The organism is Tenacibaculum sp. SDUM215027, from assembly GCF_050566205.1.
Classification (GTDB): domain Bacteria; phylum Bacteroidota; class Bacteroidia; order Flavobacteriales; family Flavobacteriaceae; genus Polaribacter.
In genome coordinates this window covers 1-22,940 of the sequence record NZ_JBNXUE010000001.1, presented here as the reverse complement: position 1 = coordinate 22,940, position 22,940 = coordinate 1, and the positions used below count along the sequence as shown (strand labels likewise).

The window sequence follows — 22,940 nt, the reverse complement described above, 5'->3', positions numbered from 1 at the left end:
ATGCAAAAAAAAATAACACTTTTTATTTTTTTTCTGTCACTATGTTCCTTTCCTACTGTATCGCAAACTATAGGGAAATATGAAAAAGTAAAAGAAGTAAAAGCAGATAGGTTTAACTACCTGAAGAAAGTAAAAACAAAGCATGATGCCTCGTTAAAAATGGTTTTTTCAGATAGAGAAAACAACTCTTTTTTTAAAGGGCCATATATTCAAGAAAAGTTTAAGAAAAAAGGACTACTAACTCCACTATATGTAATTGATGAGAAAGAAAACTCCTATGAGGTAGTAGTAGCCAACCCAGATCAGATAGGGAAGCCCAAAGGGTTGTTTTCTATGTTTTATGGTGATAAATTTAACTTTAAAGATACGGAGCAAGTAGAGTATTTAGGATGGATTCCTGCAAGTAACGTAATAGGGTATAATCATTCTTTTATAGAAACTTGCAATAACAAACCCATAAAATATAAAGTAGGTACTGATAAAACGTTAAGGCTTTTTGATTTAAAATCCTATATGGAAGTAGATTCTGTAAATGTGTTTAAAGACCCTTTTTTTAGAGCAAAGTCAAGTAAAAAATTAGTATCTAATCAAATAGTATATGCTTATAAGTACGATGAAAAAGGAAAAGCAGTATTTGTTTCAGATAAACCTGTTTTAAAAGATTCTATTTCTCAAACAGTAGGATGGATACCATCAAACTTAATTACACGTATTGGACAAAATCAAGTGTATGTTGTAAAGGATACTGATAGTTTGTTGGCAGTTAGTAATAAAGATACAATTCAACTTACAGGTGAAGATGTGTTGTCAAAATACTTATATACAGGGTATAAAAACTTAAAAACGGATGTTACTAAAAATCTAATAGCTCCAGTACATGTTTGGAATCATGATAAAAATAAGCTTATTAATGTAAAAGGAAACAGTTTCTATACAAAAGAAATAAAGTTTATGAAAAAGGAGTCGAAGGTAGTAAACCTTCACTTTATTTCTAAAAACGAAGAAAGTGAACACTTAAAAAAAATATTGAATTCTTTACAAAGCTTATACATATCCTTATTTAAGGAACCCACTGAAGCTCAATACAATTTTTCAGCAATTTTAGTCGATAAAAAAGGAACAGCAATATTAGAAAAAACAAGTTCCTTTTCAGAGTGGATTAGTTTTGTTGAATCTTTTATAGAAAGTAATCAAAACAACTTAGCTGTAGAATACACTGAGAAAACAATGTCTATTCCCAAAGCATTTAATTATGCAATAGATAATTTTTCAGATGAAAATAAGCGTTTTGAAAATAACTTCTTCATCATTGCTTCAAGCAAAGAGAATACGAATGATATTAAAAGACAAAAAGACGCTTTTTTTGAAAAAATAGCTAAAAAATCACCTAAAATTATTTTTGCTCAATTAGACAATAACAAAAGTGTAAGGTCTCAAAATTATATATTAGGGAGCAAAGAGTTTTTGTATAAAACAGGGAAGTTTTATAATGAGTTTATCAAGAATTTTATTGTAGATAATGAAATTATAGTAGAAAATAATATTCTGAAAAAAATACCTGCAGACGAAGATAATATCTATGTGTACGATGCACCAGATAATAGTTTGTTTAATGGAGGTGTTATTTTTCCAAGAATAGAAAGTTCTTTAACTCCCTTGTCTTTAGAAAAAGCGATAGATACTGTTTTAAAAAGGTCTACTTTAACCAATAATAAACTTATATCTTCTTTAAATTACTTTAACAAAAAACTAGGAGTTTTAAGAAGTGAACCAAGCGCTACGATAAAAACAAGGTATAAAGAGCTAAATACAGATAGTTTACGTCTTTTCCAATTAAGCAGAAACAATTTACACGAAGTATTATACCAAAAAGTATCATTGCTTAACGATAGTATTATAAAAAAAGGGTATGTTTTTGATAAGGATGAAATTATAGCGTTGATAGAAAATTATCGCAATACTTTTCCTCAAATGGCAAAACCCATTACAAGAAAAAAACGAAGAGTAATAAAACGTTTGTACCAAAAACAAATAAAAATACTAAACAAAGCAGCATATAGATATGTTTTAAGTAGAAAAGCAACAATTGCAGACTTATTTTACTTTAAGTCAGGGATTCCTTTGAATCATGAAGGTTATTACTGTTTACGAATACATAAACTGCCGAGAAAAAGAGTAGGAAAAAATGGTTTTGAGAAATTTTATTTTCAACAGTATGAAAAAATAGATAAATTAGAGGAATTATTTTTGAAAAATAAGTTACAAAAAGTAGAAGAAGGTTATAAAAGTGAAGTGTACTTTATACCTTTAGAGATATTGCCCTAATTTAATAGTTAGGAAGAACTCCCGAAAATTGCAAAAAAAATGAATGTAAAAGCAAAACTATTTGTATGTGGAGAAGAACGAGAATTATTCAATACAAATTTAAATTACGATCGATTTATTGATTGGAACGGAAAGCCTACCTCTGCCTTAATGGGAGGAACCATCTCAGTTACATTTGAATCGCAAATGTATGACGATAGTTTTTTAGAGTGGATTATTGCCGACAGAACCGAAAACAAAAAAATACCATATCCTTTTGACTTATATCAGTTAAGAGAAGGAAAAGTTGTTTTTTATCAAGATGATTTTGACGGATTAGAAATTTTTGAATACAGTTTTAAAGATGCTACACTCATAAATTATCACGAAAAATTTTGCAACCAAGCAGGTATGCAGGTTACTTTAACCATATCTCCAGCCATGCAAGACTACCGATTTTTTAACAACTCTAGCTGGAGTAAAAAAAGTACCACACGTTATATAAAACACTGGCAAGAAAGTTTTATACCAATAAAAGAAGTTGCACCATACAAAGCTAAAGAAGATAAAGAGCCTAAAAGAGAAAAATATTTTGTTGAAAAAATTGAAATAGAAAATTTAGATGAAGGTTCAGATAATGGAGGATCAAATAAAAAAGAAGGACTGATTCATGGTAAGGAATATACCTTAAAAGTTACTAAATATAAAAACGATAAAACTCCCAAAAATAGTAATAGTATAAAATGGTCTTACGGTTATACTAATGTAAATGGAGAAATTGTTATAGGGAGTATAAAACAAAAAGGTGATAAAATTACTTTTAAAACGAATAATTTAGACTATTGTGGTTATAAAATTACGTTTTATGCTTACATCGAAAATAAAGAGAATGAAGCTGAATTAGAAGTATTTCACCATTACCGTTTTAGATGGTTTGATAGGAAAACTGTAGAAAAGCAAATCTCTCAAAGGAAACATTCTCCCTGGAGAATAGACCAAGGAGCTTCATCATTATGTGGAATTGCTCTAGCTGGATTTTATTTAGCTAGAGATAATTTTGATTTATATGAAAGTTATATAAAAGAGATCCATCAAAAAGGAAGTTATTTATTTAAGGATACTAATTATCAAATCGAAATTGACTCTGATAAACATTTAATAAAATATAAAACGACAGATGCTAAATATCCAGAACAGTCATATTCGACTGCTCCAATGGAAGAAATAGATTATATTTTTTTATTAACTATAAAAGACAATCTTAATTTAGTTTGGGATTATGATCCTGATAATAAGAATGTTGGAGGATTTGCAGAAGGAGGTACAGGTTTAACATTACCTAATGAAATAGAAACAATTTTTAAAAAAATAAACAATTTTAGTGACGTTATTGACGAAACTAACCTTATTACTTCAAAATGGAGTAATTCGACTGATAGTGTTTCCCAATTAAAAAAACTAATCCAAGATAATTATAAAGTAGCAATTCTTATTGAAGGGAGTGCGTTTCAAAATAATAAAAAAGCTTCTTTTTCTGTTCCTACCCATTGGGTTGGTGTTCTTGATGTAATTGATAATTCCAAAAATGAAGAAATTGAAATATTAGTTTATACATGGGGGAAAAAAAATAAAAAATGGAAATTATCATATGATGTATTTGAAGACTCTTATTATGGATATGTTGCAGGAAAATAAACAAATATGAAAAACGAAATATTGGTTACGTATAGCACAAAATTAATGAAGATGGAAATATTTTTATTTTTATTTTTTATATTAATTACTATTTTATTTAACATCGATACTAACGCTCATAAATATTTTAATGAATCAGGTATAGTATATAATTTTCATAGAATTTTTGCCCTATTAATGACTTTTTGTTACGGTGTATTTTTTTGGATTTGTATTTGTTTTCCCTTTTTATGGTTGGTTCAATTAATAATTTTGATTAGTAAAAAATACTTTAAAAAGTATTGGAAGCTTTTTTTATTAGTTACAGTATTCTATTTAGGGAGCTTAGTTGCTTGGTTTTCTTTGTATTCAATAAATCAGCATCAAAATTTTAAAGGAAGAAGAAATCAAATAACAAAAATAAATCAAGGAGGAGCTTCTCTTCGCGGTATGACTTGTCTGTTTTATGTTTTTGCTAAAAATGATAAGCAATCAAGGTTATAAAAAAACTTGCAGAAATACTTCTTCCCATACAATACATATTAAAAAAACAAAAAGCAAAGTTAAATATAGACACCATCATCATTTACATTTAACAGGGTTTGACTTTTCAAAAATTAAAGAAATATGAGATATTCATTGATATTATTTTTAGAGGCACTATCCTTTTTGGGGTGTGGAGAAGAAATAAAAAAAAGACTGGGGTGTAACATGATACAAATTTAAATGTGCTTATACCTATAAAAGAGCTTATTCCTTACTTAACAGAAGGCTTTAATTTTTTTTTAGGTTAAAATAGTTTTAATAACAGTTCTAATTAGTATAAATTAGAGTACCACACGCTATATAAAACACTGGCAAGAAAGTTTTATATCAATAAAATAAACTGCACCATACAAAGCTAAAGAAGATACAACACCTCGATTTACCTGTTATTATACCGACCTTGAAGGTAATAAACAAGCAGAACCACATACAGGAGAAGAAGTGTACTTAGTATTGAAAACAGAAAATGCTATAGGGCAAACAATAGATATTGATTTAAGTAACCATACCAAAGATTTTATATATAACGATAAGGTTATAGAAAACGATATTATAAAAGACTTTAAGGTAACTAGTAGTGAACATAAATTGAAGTTACGCGTAGTTGTTCAACAAGAAGAAGAAAGAGAAATAATAGAAAATTAATTAGCTATGGCAACATTAACAGTAAAACCAAGTAATACTCTAAGAATAAAAACTCAACGAGTAAAAAAAGCCTATTTAGCAAAAAAAAGAAATTAAGGGTTCAGAAAAAACAGGAGAAACTGAAAGTTACACTTTTAAGGGAACCAATAACACAAGTACAAAAGCCCGCAAGGAAAAAATAGCGACAATTATTTATAAAAACATTAAGGGTGATCTACAAAAAAAGAAACAGCAGACTACTGTTGCTCATATAGTAGAGACTCTTGAAAAAGATTCATATACAAAAGGAGATTGTATTGATATTCCTTTAATTCTACCAAAAATAGAGTTTACAAAACTAGCTAATGCTAATTTCGGCGATGAAGTGTATGTAGTGGTTGAAACCGAAAATATGGCTAATAAACGTATAAAGTTAAGTTTAAAACAAGCCGAAAAAGATTGTTTAGTAGCAAAAGATAGCCCTATTGTTTTACAACAAGATGGTAAAAAAACTAGTATTGTAGAAACATATGTAAGCAGATTTACAGAGCAAAATAAAAAGAACATATCAAATGCCGAAGATTTTAGAAACTTTGCAATAGACGCAGTTACACTATTACCTAAAGATGAGAAAGATCAGAAAAAATACAGAGAAGCTTTAAATAAAACAACCGATAAAAAAACGAAGCTGTTTATGGTTGTAGAAGCAGAGCCAGTAGGAGCTTCTTGGAAAGAAGTTTTTTATGATGAGGTATTTGACTTAACACCAAACCAATGGTATTATGGAGAAGACAAGTGGTTTGAGTTACAAGTTTCAGAGAATGCAAATATTTATGAAATTCACTTAGGTAAGAACAAATATGAAAAAATTAAAAGTTTACCAGAAAACAAAAAAATTATTTATAAAATATATAATTCAGGTAAATTATTGAAAACACATGAGCTAGAGGCCAATAAGCATAACTTATTAGATTTTCCAAAAGAAGGAGATAATTGGGGAAGGTATGGATCTAGAGATAAAGGAGGTGATAATTGGATAAATGAAGAAGCTGCAGCTGGTTTTTTTGGGTTTTTATATACACTTAAGAATAAAGGGATTAAAGAGAAAGTTTATTATAATGATATTTCTGCAAATGATAAAAGAAATATAGGGCATAAGACTCATAGAACTGGACATGATATTGATATAAGATATCCAGGAGCAGATAATTCTCCAGGCGGAAAATTATGGACAGTTTCTAAAAAATATTATAAGACTGAAGAAAAATTTGTAGAAGCTTTGGAAGAAATATTATCCATTTCCATTGACTGGGGCTTTATGAAAAAGTATAATTATGCATACAAGAAAGATATAAAACATACAAAAGGGAAAGCAATTTCCGTGCATCAAGATCATTATCATATAGGATTTAAACGATAAATTATGAAATACATAAAAATAATATTAATCATTATATTTTCTTGTAAAAGAAATGTAAAGGAAAAAATATCAAGAGATAACATTAAAACTAAAGAAGTTGTAGAAGAGAAACAAGTTTTAACTTCTGAAAATGGAAATTATGAATTACCAGAATATTATAATCCAACTTCAAAACTAGGTATAGGATTAGTTAAGACTAAGAAAGATACTTTGTTTTTTAAAAGTAGTATTAATAGTTCTTTTCAAAAAGAAAGTATTTATAACCCTAAATCGATTATTCCAATCTTTTTTAAACCTGATTATAATATTTTTTATACGGTATGTGTCGAAAAAATTAATAAAACGTATAAGGTTTTATCAGCGAATTCGAAATATTTTTTTGTTCAAGAAAGAGATTTTGAATTTATTTCTTGGGAAAACTTTTTAATAGAAACAACAGGGATAGAAAATATGGATTGGGGTAAAAACCCTTTAAGAGAAAAACCTAATTCTAGCTCAATTAAATTACCAGTTAAATCAGAAAATGATTTTGTTATAAATGAAATTCAGGGAGATTGGATTGAAGTAGAAAACGAAGACAAAGATAGAGGATGGATAAAATGGAGAGAAAATGAAAAACTTCTAATTGAAATATATCTATTAATGTAATCATTAGAATAACGGAATCTTTGATTGATAGCTTTAATCTTCCGCTCATGATGAAATTAATTGCTGTGATAAAGTAAGAAAAATAATGAAAGATAAGTCAGGAGCTCAATTACGTTGGAGTGGAAAAAATAAATTTTCACTAGAGCCTAGTACTAAAGATAGAATAGGTAGAGAATTTATTGCAACTACATGGGTGCATTTTGATGTTCGTAATTTTGAGTTAAAATATCTGAAGGATAAGTTTTTTATAAAATCAAAAAAAGATATAACGAATGAAATTATTTAAGGTTTTAATTATTAGTTTACTGTCTGTTGTACTGTTAAATTGTAGGAATTCAGAAACAAAGGAAGGAAGTATTGACAAAGAAGATGTTGAGTTAAATAAACAAAGTGATGTAAAAGTAGAAGATACGTCTATTCAACAACAAGGTACGTCAGAACAATTGCCATATTTTCAAATTAACAATGATGATGCAATTCCATTAGATGAGGATAAAATAAAAATAGAATTGGAGGATTACCATTCTGATAATGATTTTAAGATCATTGTTAAAAACAATGAATTTTCTGTACTTGTTTTATTTTCATATTATGATTTTGGAAATTATGATGAATATATAGTAACGTTAGATAATCAAGATAAGCAACTTTCTAAGTTATTAGTGTATTATAATACTGCTCCTGATGGCAATGTAGAGAAGTATGAGTATTCTGATTATTATTTGTTTAAAAAATCTCTAGATTTAAATGTATTTAAAGTTTCAGTAGTAGAAAATTTAGAAACTCAGCAAGTTTTGAAAAAAGATACTATAAAAACTTCTTATAGAATAAATAAAAAAGGAGTAATAGAAAAAAAATAGATATTTAATTATTTATAAAAATTAAAAATGCAACGTTTTTTATTTCTCTTGATATTATTGGTCATGTCTTGTGAAAATAATATGTCTACTTCAAAACAAATAGTTAAGCCAAAATTAGAAGAGAGTGACTTAATAAAAAACGAAAAAAAGTATGAAAGTAATTGTTTTGAAATTACAAATAGGTTCTTACCACTTCCTATTAAGGGAGGTGATGAGCTAATGACCTTATTAATTGAAAACGATATTGAGTCAGTTGAATATAATTGTGATTTTGATGAAGTTCTAATAAAAAAACTATGTAATACAGATAGTAAGTCATTGTATTTTCTACCTAAAAATGAAAAATTCACTCTTGCTATCTTATCAGATGAGTGCGGGGATAATAATCATTATTTACTATTGTCGTTTAAAAATACTGAATTAGTAGACTACATATCGGTTTACCAGTATTATGAAGAAATGGAAGAGGAGTCTAAGAGAATTATTACTGATTTTAAAGTTACTGAAGACTTTAAAATATCAGTTTATAAAAAGAAGTTTAAGGGAAGAGGTCTTAAATCTGAAATAAAAAAAATGTATGAAATTAACTCTTCAGGAAAGTTTATAGAAATATAGAGTATAAAATTGTTGTTTAAATATAAATACATATCATTTTATATAATAACACTACATTTTTTTATTCAATGTAAATTAGGAGGAGGAACAAACTTAAAGTCACCTGATAATATAAATGTCATTATTGAAAATGATTCTATAATAAATATAGATAGAAAGAAAGTTTCAGAAGAATGTATAAAAAAAGCAGAGAGAATAAGGATGTCTGAAAACCTTGAGCCTAATGGAGGAGGGGATTTAGAGAAAGGACATCAAACTATTTTTGTCGAAGTTTTAGAAGAAATGGAAACAGGAGATAAAAATATTGAGTATACAATTAGTTCTGATAATAAAGATATAAGAGAGTCGAATTCTTATTCTTTTTATCTAGATACTCTAGATAATGCTTTTTTAATAATTAATACTATTACTAATTATAATATCGAAGATGAGTCTGAGGTAACTTTAGTTAAAGACACTGTTTTTTTAAAAGAAAATAAAATTCTTTTTATAAAAGATAGACATTTGTCTAAAGACGAGTTGTTGGTCAAGCAAGAAGAAATTGATGTAATCAAGAGAGAAATAAATAAGATACTGAAAAATTAACAATGTACTTTAAACAAACATTAATTGTTTTATTTGTTTTTTCTATTGTTTTAATTCAATGTAAGGTAGAAGGGAATAAAAATTTAGATACAATTTCTATAAAAAAGTTACCTTATAAGTATTCATATGATTATAATAATGATTTTTTATTTGCTCTTATAGATAGCCTAAAACAGAAAAAAGAAATCTGAGTTGAATTTTTTGTTTTCTGACAAAACTGAGTTTAAACTAAAAGAGGATTTATACGCTAAAGAGGAAGATACTTACCCTTATAAAGGAAAAGGATATTTTTATAAGAGGTTTCCAGATAAAAATAAGTATAAAGTACTTTTATTTATTCAAATAAAGAACAAGATTATTTTTTGCCATATTTTGAATTACAGACTATAGATAATAATAACAAAACTCTTGATAAGCTTATAGTTGTGGGAGGAAGGAATTATGAATGTGCATGGGATAGAAGCTTTGAAATTGATAAAGATTATACAATTACAACTATTGATGAACAATCTTGTTACGATATAGAAGAAGAAAAAGAAGTTGAAAAAGTAAAGTATACAAACAGATATCAAATAGACACTCATGGTCATTTTAAAAAAATATAAAAAATGATAAAGCATACTTAGAAGAAGTTAATAATAATTCTGTAAAAGTATATTTTGATGGAGCAAAAATTACTTCTGGTTATCTAAAAAAATCTGAGGTAATAATATTACAAGATTAGCTACTGCTGAAGTGAACTATTATAATTAATTATTAAACAGGCTTTAAAGATTGGGTAATTTTTAAAATTACGTTAGGAGGTAAAGATACCAAAGAAGAAAAAGAAGAGTTAGATAAGCTTAAGGATAAAAAGGCATTTATGTATTTATTAGTTGATGCCCACACTCCTAATGATATAAAGGTAGTGTATAACGGAAGAAACCCAGATAAAGATGGAGAACCAGATAAAAGAACTACTCCTAATCAATGGTTAGATATAGATAGTAAATGGTTTGAGTTGAAGGGTAATGATTGTTGTGAGTCAGATTTAACTAAAGAGCAAATAAAAAATATAGCGACTAGTGCGACTGATGCAAACATAAGAGAGCATATAAAAGGAATTAATGAGTCTTTTGAAGATAATGAAATTAATACTTGTCTTCGTAAAATTCATTACTTAGCTCAGTTGATTCATGAATCAGGTAGTTTTAGGTATACTGAAGAAATAGGTGCAAGTGAAACAGATTATGGAGGGTTCAAAGGTAGAGGTTTGATTCAGTTGACTTTCAAGTCAAACTATGAGGCTTATGGAGAGTTTGTTGATGAAGATTTTACGTCATCTCAAAAAAATAAAGAAAAGTTAGAAGATGATCCACATGCAGCTAAATCAGCAGGGTGGTTTTGGGGGCAAAAAGCAAAGTTAAATGATGAAGCTGATAATAATGATTTTATATTTATAACAAGACTTATTAATGGAGGTTTTAACGGGTATAATGATAGATTAAAATATGTAAAAAAAGGTTTTAAGGAGTTATATAATTCTTGTTCAAATAAAAAAAGCGATACTACAGATTATAAATTTAACGAGAGTGAAGCTTATAATGACAAAAGAGCTTCATTTGCTTGGGGGCTCTGGCATGATCCAGATTTATCAAAATCAGGATGTACTAAAGATAAAACGAAATCACTCGAAGGTTATGAAAGGTTTATTGAGTTGACTGACTCCAGTTATTCTAAAAAAAATTGGTATGGTATAAAATCAATTTCTAATTTTTCTTCAATTAAAAAAAGTACGGGAGAAGGAAAAAATAAAAAATATTATGTAAAGGTAAGAGAGGCAGCAGAGTTACGTATAAAAGCTTTAAAAAATGAAAAATAAACAAATATTAATCGTTTTATTCGTTTTTTCCATCGTTTTAATTCAATGTAAAAAAGAAAGGAATAAAGAAAGTAAAACATTGAAAAAAGAGTTTGCTTCTAAAAATAAAAAAGGAGTAATCAAGGACTACTTGTTAGAGGGGATATACTTTCCAGATGAGTTTAGTGAAGATTGTGACTTTTGGTTAAAAATAGATAAAGAGGAAGAAAAATATTTATATATTTTTTTTAAAGGTTCGAAAGTAGAAAAAAAAGGAGAATTATTTTTAAAAGATAAAGAGAAGGAAATGAGTTTTTCAAATGAGTTTAATGGCTCTTGTCATAGAGACACTATTTTAATTCAAAACTATGGAAACAGTATGAACTACTATGAGCGAATCCCTTACTGTAGTTTTAAATACATTAGCCTTATAAAACAACTCAAAGTAGATGAAGATAATTTAGTTTTTTTTAATGACAAAGCTTATTTTCTTGAGCAATCGGGTCTATATGAAGAAGCCGTTTATATTCTTGAAGTAATTATAAAAGAGTTTCCAAACAGGACAGTTGCATATATTAATTTAGGAGATGCATATTGGGGCTTAGGTAAAAAAGAGGAAGCTAAACAAGCATATAAAGTTTATATTGAACAAATGAAAGCTAAAAACAAAGAAAGTAAAATACCAAGTCAAGTCTTAGAAAGAATAAGTTAGTTATATCTTTTCAGAATATCCATTTTAGAAAAAAAAGAATTTTAAACACAACGACTTCAAAACTAAAATTTACAAATATGAAGAAGGTGATTTCAAATGAAATGAGTAAACGGATATTGAGATCCCTATCATTAATTTTCATTATAGTTTTTACGTTTTCTTGTTACCAGAAAAGAAGTGAAGCGCCTTTTTCTAAAGAAAAAAAAGAGAATGAATCAATAATTGTAGAGGAAGACAAGTATAACAATATTGAAAAAGATACTACAGACAATACAAAAACACTAGAGTTTGATGTTAAAGAGGTCTTGGAAGAAGATATGATAGGACTATCTTTTAATGAAGAAGAGAAAGAGGTGTTGAAAAGATATACGTATGATGTTTCTGGAGCATGTTATTCATGTAATATAGCTAATGTTAAATTTAATCATAAGGAAGTAATCTTAACTAATGTTTGTGAAGATTCGGAGAAAAGAGTTTTTAAGATAGAGAGTATAGTTAAAAAAGAAAAAACTTATGAAATACTCTTTATTCAAGAAAACCAAAAAGTAAAATTATTTATAGCTAAAGTAGAAGAAGTCCCGATTTATAGTGTTCAGTTAGATGCAAGTTTCCAAGAAGTAGATAACTTTCAAATCAATAAATTTTATATGATTAAAAGGGACTTAAAAAAGTTAGAGATTCATGATTGTGGAGACTTTGAAGGGTAAGTTGGGAATTAATTGATACTAATTGTTTCTTATAAAAAAATGACAAAAAACAAAATCTACAATCTATTTATATTAATTTTATTCCTAGTAAGTTGTAAAAATCAAAAGCCTTCTTTCAAAGAAAAAAAAGAAGAACAAAAAATAGTAGAAAAAACTGCAGATGTAGTAGCTGCTGTTAAAGATAATAGCACTCTAATTATTAGTCAAATTCAAGGTGTTTGGCAAGGTGAAAAAGATTTAAATCAAAGTGAATCTTATAGAATTATAAAAGATAATAATGTTTTAGATTTAACTTGTATCGAAGGTGTTTGTGATGAGGAGAATTTATTCTATCAAACTGGTAAAATAGGTTTTACAAATGATTCTAAATCAAATCAAGTAGAAGCTCAAGATCAAGGTGATTTTTTAATTTATGAAACTTATGATGAAGACTTAAAAAATAATAAAGTTAAATTTGATGATAAATTTGAATTTGATGAAGATTTAAGTCTCTTCAAGACTTCTTTAGTGTCTTCATACATGGTTAACGAGGACGATGAAAGTCAACAGTTTTCGTTTGTAAAGAAACACTCTTTACCTTTTAATTTGTTCAAAGTAATTAAATCAATTTCTAAATCTAAAGAAGAATTTAATCTTATTAAAGAGTTTGATATTGCTGAGCTTTCTTCAAAGGTGGTTGTTAATGTTCCTAAGAGTTATTTTTATGTAGATGAAAACTTAGAAGTAAAAAAAAGAGCTTTTTTAATTCAAAATGATAAAGCATACTTAGAAGAAATTAATAATAATTCTGTAAAAGTGTATTTTGATGGAATAAAAATCACTTCTGGTTATCTAAAAAAATCTGAGGTAATAATATTACAAGATTAGCTACTGCTGAAGTGAACTATTATAATTAATTATTAAACAGGCTTTAAAGATTGGGTAATTTTTAAAATTACGTTAGGAGGTAAAGATACCAAAGAAGAAAAAGAAGAGTTAGATAAGCTTAAGGATAAAAAGGCATTTATGTATTTATTAGTTGATGCCCACACTCCTAATGATATAGAGGTAGTGTATAACGGAAGAAACCCAGATAAAGATGGAGAAGCTGATCAAAGAACTACTCCTAATCAATGGTTAGATATAGATAGTAAATGGTTTGAATTGAATAATAATAAAGATCCAAATATTATTTATATAACTAGAAAATGAGAGAAGTGGGTTACTCAAAATTCTAAAAGTGCAACTTTTGGAGAATTTACATTTGATGACCTCTCAGGTTTTATTTGCGAACCTTATGGAGAGGAAACTGTTAAAAGTGGATTAGACAAAAGAATCCCTATAGGTAAGTATAATATCAAATGGCATGTCACCACGAAGTACAATAAAGAACTATATACTAAAAATGGGAAATATGGGAAAAAACTTAATTTAAATTTTTCAGAATTAAGTAAAGGTTTTATATGTTTATATAATGATAAGGTTTCTAAGTCGAGAGGGATTTTAATGCATGCAGGTACAGATGGTAGGTGGTCTGTGGGGTGTTTGTTACCAGGTACGTCGTTAGACCGTAGTAAGAGCACTAAGAACATCAGCATGGAAGATTCTGTAGACACACTGTATAAGATTCTTAATAAAATCGAAGAAAAAGGAATAGATAATGTTAAAATAGTTATTACCGATGAAGTTAATTAAGGTATTGATATTGCTTTTTTTGTTTTCTTGCTGCTCAAATGCTCAAAATCATTGTAAATTGAATGATGTTATTGATGATTTTTTGAATACAGAGGTGTCTTATTCTGAAGATGAAACAAGTGTTGATTTAACAGATGTGTTTACAAATAATACAGTACCATATATAGGTTTTATTGGAGAAAGTAAGAGAAAAATAGATTTTTTTATTACTTCAATTAAGCGTGATACAATCAACAAAAATCGTTATTTAATAAAAGGACAAACAAAGATTTATTCTGAAAGTACAAGGGATTTTAAAGGAGAACTCTTATTAGAAAAACAATACAAATTTTCTGAAAAACTAGACGAGGAAGTATCTTATTCTGATTTAATTTTAAAACAAGGTTTTTCAATATTAACTTATGAATTGAAAGAAGATATTAATTTAGATAATAGAGGTGTTTTTAAGGGGGAGCTAATAGTTTCATGGTATCAAGACACTGATAATAATATAAATTATGATGATACTTTAGATTATATACCAAGTTATGCTAACTGTTATTTTTTTGGAAGCTGGATAAATAATGACAAAAGTGAAAAACTATTAACAGCATGGAGCCATTATAGAATACCATGTTCAGGAGATTTGGACATTGGAGCTTCTGAGTTTTCACCTAATCCAAAATATTATAATCAAGGATGGAAACCAGATTCCTCTGAAGAGGAAACTACAAATTTAAGTGATGTGTTTGCTGAAATTGTAGATAAAGATGGCTATGTGAATATGCGTGAAGAAAATAATACTACTTCTAAAATATTTTTTCAAATACAATCTGGGAGATTAGTTGAAGTTTTAGATCAAAAAGATGAATGGTGGCTTGTTTTTTATGATAACAAAAAAGGTTATATTCATAAAAGCAGGTTACGTTTGATTAAGTAAGAAGCGAAAAATATTTTACACATTATTAGCTGTTCATTGCTCAAATGAAATGCCATATATTCTCAATATAATTCTCAGTAAGAAGAAAGATAAAAAAAGCATAAAATTAAAATTTCAAGAAACCCTAACGATTGGGGTAGTAATCATAATGCTTATGAAAATGAAATAATTAAAGATTATGGTACGACACGAGGAGGAACAGATATGAAGGCTAGATACAGCAAAATCAAAAAGAAAGCAGGGAAATGATAAACAAGAATTTTTTAATTATTTTATTCTTTAGTTTATGCTTAATTTTTTCATGTAAAAAATCTAATAATGGAAAGAGCATTGAACCATTAAAGACCAAAAATTTACAACAACAACAATTATCACGATTATTTAAGCTTAATTTTAAATCGGGTAATGACAATGTTCTTGAGATTAAACTAAAAGATAAAATAATCAATGACACTATAAAAAACCCATCAATTACTGATGTTAGTTCAACTTTATTAAATGATAGTATTTACAAGATTAAATTTCAATATGGAGCAGGAAAAACAATTGAGATTTTTAATTATTTATTAAACTTAAATTCTAAAATAATTATAAGGAGAACTGAATATTCCGCTGATCCTTATGAGATTAATGTGTCTAGTGGAGAGTTGAATTATCCTATAAATAAAAAATTTTCGAGTGATTTTTTATATGATTTAAATTATGTTAATGAGAAGTCAGTTTATTTTACATTTAAATTAAATTCAAATAAAGAAAATGGTTATGCAGATTTAAGACCATACTTTAATCTCATAAAAAAACTTTCTATAGCTAAAGACATTGATAAATTAAAATTAGCTTGCGACACAGAAGTAGTAGACATAGTTAATCAATATTGTCCTGTTCATTACAAAAATTACTTAATTATGTTTAATGATATAGGTTATTATCTTGAGCAATCACGCTTGTATGAGGAGGCTATTTATATTCTTGAAAAAATTATAGAAGCCTACCCTGAAAGGACTGTTGCGTATATAAACTTAGGAGATGCATATTGGGGCTTAGGTAAAAAAGAACAAACAGACAACATTATGGATTATTCACATAACGTAGGTGTTAACAGAATAAGCACATGGTTATGGCAGTGGCAACAACTGTATACTCATAGTTTAGTAAATAAAGAAAAGTAATGAAAACATTTGTAATACTTTTTGCAAGTATATTGCTAACAGCTTGTAATGCTCAAGAAAAAAACAAAAACAGAAATACAACTGAAAAAACTAGAGAAATGACTACTGAAAAATTTGATATAGTATCTTTTAACAAACATCAAGTAAACGGAGAATATAACTTTGTATTGAAAGATGGTAGTAAAGTAAGACAATTATCTAGTGATAATTATTATGAGGAAATAATTACACTTCCTAAGCCAAGTTATTTTGAAACCTATAAGAAATATTATAAAACTAGTGAATTATATTTATCTATTACTTCTTTTCCAAATGATTTCTTAGTTTTGAAAAAAGAGTATGATAAAACAGGAAAACTAATAGAAGAAATAAATTTTGATCTCCCCTACGAATTTACTTTTGAACAATTATTAGAACTTATGAAAAAAGAAAAAGATACTATTGACTTATTTGATAAAAATACTTCAATAGGTCGTTCTTCAGATACAACAGGAACTTTCTGGTATATAACCTATAAAAAAACACCTATGCGTAGAGAAAGGATTAAGATAAATGGTATAACAGGCGAAATTTTAGAAAGAAGCCATTACCCACATGAAGATAATTAGATTTGTTATTATACTAGCTTTTAGTGTTACTATACACAACTGTAAACTAAAAGCTCAAAAAGATATTGAAACAACTACTAGAATCTTCGATATAGAAACCTTTAATAGGAATAAAACAGGCAACGAATATTTTTTCGTAACCAATGACAGTACAAATGTAAAACAGTATGAGAGTAATGATGAATATTGGGAAACCTTAAAATATAAGGATTCTCTTTTGGAAGATTTTTACGAGTACTTTAAAAATGGTAAAATAAAGCGTTATGTAAAAAGGTTTCCAAATGCCTTTGCTTTAGGAAAGCTAAAAGAATATGACGAGCAAGGTAACTTAATAAAAGAAGAAAACTTAGATAAACCTTTTATCTATTCTTGGGGAGATGTAAAAAGTTACTTGAAGGAACATGGAGTTGAAGATATACAGAAACATGTTATTAGTATTTCTAGATGGAGTGATAAACAAGAAACAACTTGGACTCTTGAATTTAATGGTAAATATAATACCATAAAAGGTAGTTTTGTTATCACATTAAATGGTAAAACAGGCGAAGAATTAGAAGTTAAATTATTCAAAGGTAAAGATGCCTTAGGAGAAACAGGTACAATAGCTGTTTACGATACTATTTATAAAAAGTAATGAATGTTTCCAGTGCTATAAAGATAATAATAGTTTTATTAGTAATCTTCTGAAAACAATATAGAAGCTTTTAATATTGCTGAGCTTTCTTCAAAGGTGGTTGTTAATGTTCCTAAGAGTTATTTTTATGTAGATGAAAACTTAGAAGTAAAAAAAGAGCTTTTTTAATTCAAAATGATAAAGCATACTTAGAAGAAATTAATAATAATTCTGTAAAAGTGTATTTTGATGGAGCAAAAATTACTTCTGGTTATCTAAAAAAATCTGAGGTAATAATTCTACAAGAATAACTACTCTTGAATAGAGGAAAGTGTAATAAAAATTTTAAAGCTTCTTAATTAAATACAAATGTTATTTGATTAATTTTCTTAGCTCTATTAGCGAGACTACAAGTATATTATTAGTAAATACTACTAGTCAATATAAAAAACTTACTATTTTTGCGCAGCTGCTAAAAAGAAGAATTAATCAAATCTAACATTCTTTTATTTTGGAAAAGAAGAAGTAAAATAGCTATTACAAATCTAAAATATAATAACTATTAATTTAGTATTCTTACTTCCACTTTAATTATAAATATGTTAGTTGCAGTTTTTCAATTAAATTTATATATATATGATTTTTAAACTGATATTTAGAAAAAAAATAAAAGAGCTAAAAAAGAAAGAACAAGGAATAGAACTTGAAAGAAGCCGTTTTAAAAAAATAAAGTATTTACTAGACGAACGTGTAAATGAAGGAACGAAATGTGTAATAGATACTACGAATAAAGGTGTTGCTGTGTTAGTAACAATAAATTCTAAAGAAAAAGAAATAGAAATTTTTGATATCGATACGATGAACAGACCTTCAGTAAAAGAATCAGGATTGTGGGTGAAGATGTGGGATAAAATGAGAAGTAAAGAAGTGTTTTTACAAGATCGAAACGGAAAAGATAAAGGCTTCGAAGAAGTTGCAATGGTACATTTATTTAGCCTTATAGATGAAAATACAAAAGAAAAAGTTAGTTGGAAAGTAAAAGATATTAAAGACTACAAAAATAAAAATGAACTCATTACTTTATATGAAAAAATGGGTTTTAAAATAAAACAATTTTCGAAAACGGAATAGTTATCAAAAGATGTCTGATATTGTCAAGTTGTTAGTAATCTTTATTTTAAGGAGGTTCTTTAGGTTCTATTGAAAAAAAGACTTTAAAAAGGTGAAAAAATATTCACATAAAAATTTGGTAGTAAGAAAAGGTAGTGTAGTAAAATAACGCTTATTAAAAACAAGTTTTTATTTTGATAGAAAATCAAGAAGTTAAATAAGTATACCGTTCTTTTTAGAACGGTGTCTTTTACTATTTGAAATAGTAAAAAGTCATTAGAAACTATTAAATCTAGGCTTTTTTCTGCTTCATGTAGTAAATTAGCACCTAAAAAAAGCTAAACAAATTAGATACTTCTAGTAAATATGGGAATTACCTCTAGGTATTAATTACACAGTAAGCCGAGTAAAAAAAAATGAACAAAAAAATGAACAAAAAAATGAACAAAAAAATTATTATAATAAATGCATTAGCTATGTTTTTCTGCTCTTGTAATTTAGATCAAGAGAAAAATGAAAAACTTGAAAAAGAATTGATTAGTTATAAAAAGCAATACGCTTTGTTAAAGGATCAATACAAAAATATAGTCAAACAAAATGATAGTATTAATAATATTGTTACTCAAAAATTTATTGATAGAGAGTATTTAGACTTTTTTGTAAATAATACATATAAGTATAGTTTGAATAAAAGAAACCTGGTTACGTTTGTGTTTAATAAGATAGGTCTGAATAAAAATGATGTTTTAGGTGAACTATGGAATAATGGATTGTTTTCTTTTTATAATTTTGAGAATAACGCTGAAATTACAAGTAAATCAGATTTTTTTACTTATTTATGGTTTAAGATCGATAGAAGCCCAGAGTTTATCACATCTTTCTTGTCTAATGAAGATAAAAAATATATTTACACTCTATTTGAAAACAATAGTTTTTATAAAGACTCTGGATTAGAAGCAATGGTTAAAGGACTCTTAATTTCTTATGAACAAGTTGAAAATAATCCAGAATTACTTCAAAAAATATATAAGCTAGCAAAAGATGAAAAGGAATATGTAGGCGATACTGTAGATTTTATTGAAGGTGAATTAGATATTTTTGATGTTTCTTCAGTCCTTGATGACATTAATTACTCTACTTACCCTAATGAATCGAAGCGAATAAATAGAATAGGGTATGTATATAAATTTTGGGCTAGACGATATGAAGAAGATAATAAAGAGGCAGTATATAATCTTTTAAAAGAATTGCATAGTAATCTTTCAAAAGAAAATATAAAAGCAGAAGACTCTGATATCAGTTTGCTTCCGGAAAGGAATGGTTAATTAAAAAAAATTAGCTAGTACTGGTTTCTGTTGGGTACTATATCAGTTGAGAGAATAAAGAACAAATCTAAAGGCGGTAGTGTAGTAAAATAGCACTTATTAAAAACAATTTTTTATTTTGTTTGAAAATCAAGAAGTTAAATAAGTATACCGTTCTTTTTAGAACGGTGTCTTTTACTATTTGAAATAGTAAAAAGTCATTAGAAACTATTAAATCTAGTTTTTTTTCTGCTTCATGTAGTAAATTAGCACCTAAAAAAGCTATGAATTGTACAAAGTGTAATGCTTCCAATTCTATTAGAAAAGGATTACAAAATAATAAGTAGCGGTTTTATTGTAAAAAGTGCAAAAAATATTTTCAATCAGATTATAAATATCAAGTCAAAGAACTAATGTTTTGGAAAGAAGCCAGTAAAAGAAATGTAGCTGTAACTTTAGAAGAAAAAATGGAAAAAGATAATTCAGGTGCGTTAAAACCAAAAGGTATAGAAAGTCTTGATGAATCAATAGAAGCCAGTAAAACACAAAATACAGATCAAAAAAGTACTACGGTAAGTACAGAAGAAAAAACAAGAGATAAGAATGGGATGTTAGAAGTAATGAAGCTAGGGGCAGAATTACAAAAAGAAGAAAAAAGTAAAGAGGAACCAAAAAAAGAAGAAGAAAACCCAAAGCCTCAACGTACATTTCCAAATACCGAAAATGTATATCATTTTCATCCAATTGCTTTTGTTAATCATATGAAAAGGATTTTTGGAGAAGGTAGTGAAGATTGTCCAGAACTTGTTTAGGGTAATAAAGTAAGTTGTGAGTTTAGAAAACGTGTTGTACAAATTTCTAAACGACTAGAATGTGATCCTAATCACCTTATGACTGCAATGGCTCTGGAAACAGGAGGTACTTTTAATCCTAAAATAGATAATGGCTTAAGTAAGGATAAAGATGGTATAGGTTATATAGGCTTAATTCAAATGGGAAATGATGCAATTAAAGATTTAAATCGAGATTATTTTTTACACAAAGTTAAGATCAATAAAAAAGATTTAAAAGCAATGTCTGCTGAAGAACAGCTATGTTATGTAGAATATTATTTAACAAGGTATAAAGGAAAACTTAAAACGTTGGCAGATTTTTATTTAACTATTTTATGGCCAAGAGCTGTTGGTCAAGGAAATAATAAAGATTATGTAGTTTTTGATGACGATGCTATTGGAGATAAAAAAAGTGCGTATCACTCAAATCCTACATTCCACAGAGAGATAGATGAATACAAGAAAAATAGTAAAGGAATAGTATATGAACGCCATGGTAAAATAGGAGGAAAAACTTATGTTTGGGAAATAGCCGAAGCAATACAAGAATGGTATGATAAAGGAGTCCCTGAAATCAATACTTCGAGTAATTGTACTTGTAACAACAATTGTTCCTGTGACAAGAGTTGTATAGATCTTACAGATAAAGTTACTTGGATATCACAGTTCAATAAAAGTGAACGTAAAAATGGTGTTATGAATACGGCAGGCTGTTGGAGAACTTCACAAAAGCTATTAATGGGGGCAGGACTTAGTAAAACTTCAGGTTATAAAACTGGGATGATTACCACTGCGAAAGAAAATGATGAGCATACTTCTATTGCTTTGACAACTGATGCAAAAGCAGGCGTTGATTATATCGATGCTCAACTAGAAAAAGGAAATCCCGTGTTAATAGGTGTAGATCATACTCGTAATTTAAAATAAAAATTAGTTAAATGGTATCTTTATAATGGTATATCTTATGAAGCGAAACCCTACAGCGATTTATGTAATAATGTAGTTAAAACTCCTTCGGTTAAGTCAGGTAAAGAGAATAGTTTTACTAAAAAAATGGGAAGGATTTTATCAATTTTCAAACGTAGAAGAAGATGAAGATTGGAGAGAAAGCAAGAATTATGACTTGTATGTTTCTTTAGATTCGGTTAACTTAAAAAGTTATGGGTATCAACATATAAGAAATAGGGAAAGTTATGCCTTGTAAAAAGGAGATAGTTTGTTTATTTACGGACAGGATGAAGGTGAGGGTTTATTATTAAAGCTTTTTGTGAAAGATAATGAATATGTGGTTTCGTTTCTTGTAGATAGAAAAGGAGAATTTAAAATCTTGAAAAGGAAGTAATAATTTATAGTTATAAAGGCAACGAAATAGAGAAATATTTCCTATTGAAAATTATACTATGCAATTTTATGCAGATAATAAGATAGTTGCTTTATGGCAAAAAAATAATAATCCTATGCTCTATATTAAAGCGAATTATAAGTATAGTAATGGTGAAGAGGCATACACAGAAGGAGGGGCCCCATTTTTTATATATGTCAAAAGGAAGTAAAGAGCTTAAAATATGGTAAATTTATTAAATACAGGTATTATTCTTTTATCTACCTACACAAACCAAAAGGAAGTAACAAATTAGAAATTATAAGATAATGCACAAAGCATCTTTATATAGTGTTTATTTGTTTTGTATGTTGTTGGCATTTACTGCTTGTGGGCAAACAAAAGAAGAACAAATGGTAAGCATGTATATATGCTTACCTACGAAAAAGGAGAAGGGTTTCTCCCCTAGAAGATGAAAAATATGAAGTAGCGTTACTTACTTTAAAAGATACATGGTTTTAAGCTGAAAGTATTGATAAGAAAGGTTGTTTAGGTTCTCTTGAAAAAAAGACTTTAAAAAAGTAAAAAAATATTTACATAAAGATTTGCATGTAATATAACTATAACATATTTTCGTACCACATAAGGCAATATTTGTTATCTTCTTTCTTCTTTATAGAATGGCGCCAAAAAATAAAAAAGAGAAGGTTTTATGTTGTTTAAAGCTTTCTCTTTTTTTATTGAGAAAGCTATAAAAAAGTATTTTTAATTAATTGTTTAACCCAAAAAAAAGAAACTATGGGATCATTTAGAGCAAGTTTCGAATTCGGAGGAAAAGAATTCGACGTATTACA

General features: G+C 27.5%; 24 protein-coding genes and 1 pseudogene. All 25 read left to right on the top strand.

Annotation, left to right across the window (positions count from 1 at the left end; translation table 11 throughout):
* Complete coding sequence (tssR, locus tag ACQYZ7_RS00125; RefSeq protein WP_430727798.1) at positions 1-2,325, top strand: type VI secretion system protein TssR domain-containing protein; 2,325 nt, start codon at positions 1-3, stop codon at positions 2,323-2,325.
* Positions 2,326-2,364: 39 nt separating this feature from the next.
* Positions 2,365-3,999, top strand: coding sequence for a type VI secretion system tube protein TssD (tssD, locus tag ACQYZ7_RS00120; protein WP_430727797.1), 1,635 nt, complete (start codon positions 2,365-2,367; stop codon positions 3,997-3,999).
* Positions 4,000-4,005: 6 nt separating this feature from the next.
* The gene (locus ACQYZ7_RS00115; RefSeq protein ID WP_430727796.1) at positions 4,006-4,482 is read left to right on the top strand and encodes a hypothetical protein; all 477 of its coding nucleotides are present in this window, start codon (positions 4,006-4,008) and stop codon (positions 4,480-4,482) included.
* A 495-nt stretch (positions 4,483-4,977) separates the two neighbouring features.
* Entirely contained in the window at positions 4,978-5,169 is a 192-nt protein-coding gene (locus tag ACQYZ7_RS00110) for a hypothetical protein (protein ID WP_430727795.1), read from the top strand.
* 391 nt (positions 5,170-5,560) lie between these two features.
* The gene (locus ACQYZ7_RS00105; protein ID WP_430727794.1) at positions 5,561-6,568 is read left to right on the top strand and encodes a hypothetical protein; all 1,008 of its coding nucleotides are present in this window, start codon (positions 5,561-5,563) and stop codon (positions 6,566-6,568) included.
* Positions 6,569-6,571: 3 nt separating this feature from the next.
* The gene (locus ACQYZ7_RS00100; RefSeq protein ID WP_430727793.1) at positions 6,572-7,216 is read left to right on the top strand and encodes a hypothetical protein; all 645 of its coding nucleotides are present in this window, start codon (positions 6,572-6,574) and stop codon (positions 7,214-7,216) included.
* 85 nt (positions 7,217-7,301) lie between these two features.
* A complete protein-coding gene (locus ACQYZ7_RS00095; RefSeq protein WP_430727792.1) occupies positions 7,302-7,502 on the top strand; it encodes a hypothetical protein in 201 nt (66 codons plus the stop codon).
* Positions 7,489-8,076 carry a hypothetical protein gene (locus ACQYZ7_RS00090; RefSeq protein ID WP_430727791.1) on the top strand — a complete coding sequence of 196 codons (588 nt, stop codon included), beginning with the start codon at positions 7,489-7,491 and terminating at the stop codon, positions 8,074-8,076. The genes ACQYZ7_RS00095 and ACQYZ7_RS00090 overlap by 14 nt, the downstream gene beginning before the upstream one ends.
* Before the next feature lie 81 nt (positions 8,077-8,157).
* Positions 8,158-8,691 carry a hypothetical protein gene (locus ACQYZ7_RS00085; RefSeq protein ID WP_430727790.1) on the top strand — a complete coding sequence of 178 codons (534 nt, stop codon included), beginning with the start codon at positions 8,158-8,160 and terminating at the stop codon, positions 8,689-8,691.
* A gap of 12 nt (positions 8,692-8,703) precedes the next feature.
* Entirely contained in the window at positions 8,704-9,276 is a 573-nt protein-coding gene (locus ACQYZ7_RS00080) for a hypothetical protein (protein WP_430727789.1), read from the top strand.
* A 362-nt stretch (positions 9,277-9,638) separates the two neighbouring features.
* Complete coding sequence (locus ACQYZ7_RS00075; protein WP_430727788.1) at positions 9,639-9,881, top strand: hypothetical protein; 243 nt, start codon at positions 9,639-9,641, stop codon at positions 9,879-9,881.
* A gap of 257 nt (positions 9,882-10,138) precedes the next feature.
* A complete protein-coding gene (locus ACQYZ7_RS00070) occupies positions 10,139-11,137 on the top strand; it encodes a glycoside hydrolase family 19 protein (RefSeq protein ID WP_430727787.1) in 999 nt (332 codons plus the stop codon).
* Positions 11,127-11,828 (top strand): tetratricopeptide repeat protein, encoded by a 702-nt coding sequence (locus ACQYZ7_RS00065; RefSeq protein ID WP_430727786.1) that lies wholly within the window; start codon positions 11,127-11,129, stop codon positions 11,826-11,828. The genes ACQYZ7_RS00070 and ACQYZ7_RS00065 overlap by 11 nt, the downstream gene beginning before the upstream one ends.
* Positions 11,829-11,905: 77 nt before the next feature.
* The gene (locus ACQYZ7_RS00060; RefSeq protein ID WP_430727785.1) at positions 11,906-12,535 is read left to right on the top strand and encodes a hypothetical protein; all 630 of its coding nucleotides are present in this window, start codon (positions 11,906-11,908) and stop codon (positions 12,533-12,535) included.
* Positions 12,536-12,574: 39 nt separating this feature from the next.
* Positions 12,575-13,402, top strand: a complete 828-nt coding sequence (locus ACQYZ7_RS00055) for a hypothetical protein (RefSeq protein ID WP_430727784.1) — start codon at positions 12,575-12,577, stop codon at positions 13,400-13,402.
* 138 nt (positions 13,403-13,540) lie between these two features.
* Entirely contained in the window at positions 13,541-13,726 is a 186-nt protein-coding gene (locus ACQYZ7_RS00050; RefSeq protein ID WP_430727783.1) for a hypothetical protein, read from the top strand.
* Positions 13,727-13,756: 30 nt separating this feature from the next.
* Positions 13,757-14,209 (top strand): annotated as a pseudogene (locus ACQYZ7_RS00045) (DUF5675 family protein); the annotation flags it as partial.
* Entirely contained in the window at positions 14,196-15,128 is a 933-nt protein-coding gene (locus tag ACQYZ7_RS00040; RefSeq protein ID WP_430727782.1) for an SH3 domain-containing protein, read from the top strand. The pseudogene ACQYZ7_RS00045 and the gene ACQYZ7_RS00040, both read left to right, overlap by 14 nt.
* A 245-nt stretch (positions 15,129-15,373) precedes the next feature.
* Positions 15,374-16,297 (top strand): tetratricopeptide repeat protein, encoded by a 924-nt coding sequence (locus ACQYZ7_RS00035; RefSeq protein WP_430727781.1) that lies wholly within the window; start codon positions 15,374-15,376, stop codon positions 16,295-16,297.
* Positions 16,297-16,905, top strand: coding sequence for a hypothetical protein (locus tag ACQYZ7_RS00030; RefSeq protein ID WP_430727780.1), 609 nt, complete (start codon positions 16,297-16,299; stop codon positions 16,903-16,905). Before ACQYZ7_RS00035 ends, ACQYZ7_RS00030 begins: the two co-directional genes overlap by 1 nt.
* Positions 16,892-17,539: a hypothetical protein gene (locus ACQYZ7_RS00025; protein ID WP_430727779.1), complete on the top strand. Its 648-nt coding sequence runs from the start codon at positions 16,892-16,894 to the stop codon at positions 17,537-17,539. The genes ACQYZ7_RS00030 and ACQYZ7_RS00025 overlap by 14 nt, the downstream gene beginning before the upstream one ends.
* Before the next feature lie 615 nt (positions 17,540-18,154).
* Positions 18,155-18,649 carry a hypothetical protein gene (locus ACQYZ7_RS00020; RefSeq protein ID WP_430727778.1) on the top strand — a complete coding sequence of 165 codons (495 nt, stop codon included), beginning with the start codon at positions 18,155-18,157 and terminating at the stop codon, positions 18,647-18,649.
* 419 nt (positions 18,650-19,068) lie between these two features.
* Entirely contained in the window at positions 19,069-19,953 is an 885-nt protein-coding gene (locus tag ACQYZ7_RS00015) for a hypothetical protein (protein WP_430727777.1), read from the top strand.
* 392 nt (positions 19,954-20,345) lie between these two features.
* Positions 20,346-20,744, top strand: a complete 399-nt coding sequence (locus tag ACQYZ7_RS00010; RefSeq protein WP_430727776.1) for a hypothetical protein — start codon at positions 20,346-20,348, stop codon at positions 20,742-20,744.
* Between the two features lie 78 nt (positions 20,745-20,822).
* A complete protein-coding gene (locus tag ACQYZ7_RS00005) occupies positions 20,823-21,692 on the top strand; it encodes a hypothetical protein (RefSeq protein WP_430727775.1) in 870 nt (289 codons plus the stop codon).
* The last annotated feature ends 1,248 nt before the right edge of the window (positions 21,693-22,940 follow it).